The sequence below is a fragment of the Parasphingomonas zepuensis genome (assembly GCF_036663735.1).
Lineage (GTDB): Bacteria > Pseudomonadota > Alphaproteobacteria > Sphingomonadales > Sphingomonadaceae > Sphingomonas.
The window spans coordinates 1-2380 of record NZ_JAXOJO010000017.1 but is presented as its reverse complement, the minus strand read 5'-3'; the positions used below and the strand labels follow the sequence as shown (position 1 = coordinate 2380).

General features: G+C 66.6%; 2 protein-coding genes. One reads left to right on the top strand and one right to left on the bottom strand.

The window, feature by feature from the left end; all coding sequences use genetic code 11:
* Positions 1-317 precede the first annotated feature (317 nt).
* Positions 318-1340, top strand: a complete 1023-nt coding sequence (locus tag U1769_RS24805; protein ID WP_332720838.1) for an IS110 family RNA-guided transposase — start codon at positions 318-320, stop codon at positions 1338-1340.
* A gap of 669 nt (positions 1341-2009) precedes the next feature.
* Here the strand turns inward: U1769_RS24805 and U1769_RS24800 are convergent.
* On the bottom strand, positions 2010-2380 hold a 371-nt coding region (locus tag U1769_RS24800; RefSeq protein ID WP_332720837.1), incomplete at its 5' end, for a glycine betaine ABC transporter substrate-binding protein.

The following is a 2380-nucleotide window of genomic DNA, read 5'->3' as shown; positions in this document are numbered from 1 at the left end:
CGCGAAGCGGGCGACACATGCCGCCCTGCCCCGCGAAGCCCGACCCTGCACCGCTGATCCGCCCGCGCCGGCCCGGGGGCCATCCATTTGCTGGCGACGGCTTTGCCGCCGGCAAGAGCTGCGGTCGCCGCTCGCGCGGCGGCGCTGTTTGGGACCTCTCCCGGTGGCGCGGGAGTGGGCGGCGCTCCCTGCTAGGCCCGCTCGCGGCCCCGGCAAGCCGGGCTGCGCCCGGCTCCTTCACTGATGAAGTGGGACGGCTGCGGGATCGCAGTTGGTACCATCGCCTGCTGATTCGCAGCAGGACAGGAGGAACGGAGATGGAGATCGCAACGATCGGTTTGGATATCGCAAAGCACGTGTTCCAGGTGCACGCAGTTGATGCGGCTGGTGCGGTGGTGATCCGCAAACGCTATTCTCGAGCGCAGCTCATGCGGCTCTTCGAAGAGATTCCGCCATGCCGCGTCGGGATCGAGGCGTGCGGCACCGCGCATTACTGGGGTCGCCAGCTCGAGGCACTTGGGCACGACGTTCGCCTCATGCCCGCGCATTACGTGAAGCCCTATGTGAAGCGCGGCAAGAACGACGCTTCCGATGCCGAGGCGATCTGCGAGGCGGTGACCAGACCGACCATGCGCTTCGTTCCGATCAAGGCGCCGGACACGCAGGCGCTGGCCCTGATGCACCGGCTGCGTACCCAATTTGTCGGGCAGCGCACCGCGATGTTGAACGCCCTTCGCGCCGGGATGGCGGAGTTTGGCATTGTGACCAACCAGGGACTTGGCGGCGCAACCGAAATTCTGCGTATCGCTAGCGCGGGCGACGATCGCCTTCCAGAGTTGATCCGCGATCCCTATCGATTGCTTGCTGACGCCATTCGCGGGGTCGAGGCCCGATTGGTAACCCTCGATCACCAGATCGCGGCCAGCACGCAGTTCGATGATACCTGCAAGCGCCTGAGCACGATCCCGGGCGTCGGGCCGGTTACCTCGACCACGATCATCGCACTTGCTGGCGATGTTTCTCGATTTCCATCGGGCCGTGATTTTGCCGCCTGGCTGGGCCTGACACCACGCCAGAACTCGACGGGCGGCAAGGCCAGGCTCGGGCGCATCACCAAGGCGGGCGACCAGACCCTGCGAACGCTGCTGGTCCTCGGCGCCTTCTCGGTGATCAAGCGGGCCCGCGTCGCGCCGGAGAAGGCCTCGCCTTGGCTGATGGCGCTGATGGAGCGCCGGCCACCGCTGGTCGCGGCCGTCGCACTGGCGAACAAGACGGCGCGCATCATCTGGGCCATCCTCACACGCGGCGGCACGTTCCGCGCGCCGGCGACGGCATCATGACGCATTTGTAGAGTTTCCCGCGGAGCCTGGCTCCGAAGGAAGCGAGGTGGTGCTCAAGCCATGATGACGAACCGGTTAAGCCGGGGATCGCTCAGTTCGGAAAACGAAGGGAGCCTTCGAGCCCGTTTCACTGATGGAACGTGCGATCCGCGGATTTCATCAGGGCCAGCGGTCGCCGACCGCACCAACCGGCCGGACACATGACCGCACCCAACCGATCGCAGTCATGCTCGGTGTCACCTCGCGTAATAGTCGAAGAATTCAGCGGACGCCGCGCTGTCGCGCGGCGACGCGTCTGTTGGCCTGACCCCCGAAGCGGGATGGCCGGCTCTCCCTGCTAGGCCCGCCTCGGCGAGCCGCAACCCGGCTGCGCCGGGTCCTCCACGTTGTTGCGGCCCTGCGGGTGCAGCCCGCCTTTGCGGCGTGCCTTTCCGGTCGATTTTCGCCGCCCACCCCACTTCGGGGTTCCGGTGCGGGAAGGTGAGAAGGGTTAGGCAGAAGGTGACTTGCACGGGCCGTCCACACATGTGTTTGGGGGAGGGTGGCGGAATTGTTTCGGAGGTGCAACTTGGGGGCGGTCGCCCTCACCCTTCCGGCGCTTCGCGCCTCCCTCCCTCTCCCGCCGGGAGAGGGAGGGAGGCGCAGGCGCGAAGGGTGAGGGCGAATTGTCTACAATCCGATCCGTTTCTCCAACCACCGCGCCGCCGCGTCCGGCGACACCTTGTCCATATCCCGATCGACCATGTAATTCGCCTCGCGCATCGCCGCCACCGGCACCTTGCCCACCAATGGCCGAATGGCGGCCAGGAATCGCGCATCGCCGGTCCGCTCCGGCGCGACCAGCAGGATCGCATCATAACCCGGAATGGCTCCCTTTGGATCGGCCAACACGGTCAGCCGGTCCGCCGCGATCCGCCCGTCTGACGAGAATGCCGGGATCACGTCCGCCGCGCCGCTCGCCAGCGCGCGATACATGAAAGTCGGCTGATAGGGCCGGGCAGACTTGAACTTCAGCCCATAGGCATCGCGCACCGCCCGCC

Excerpts from the sequence above, each read along its gene's own strand:
- U1769_RS24805 (WP_332720838.1), top strand. The coding sequence starts at position 318 with ATGGAGATCGCAACGATCGGTTTGGATATCGCAAAGCACGTGTTCCAG.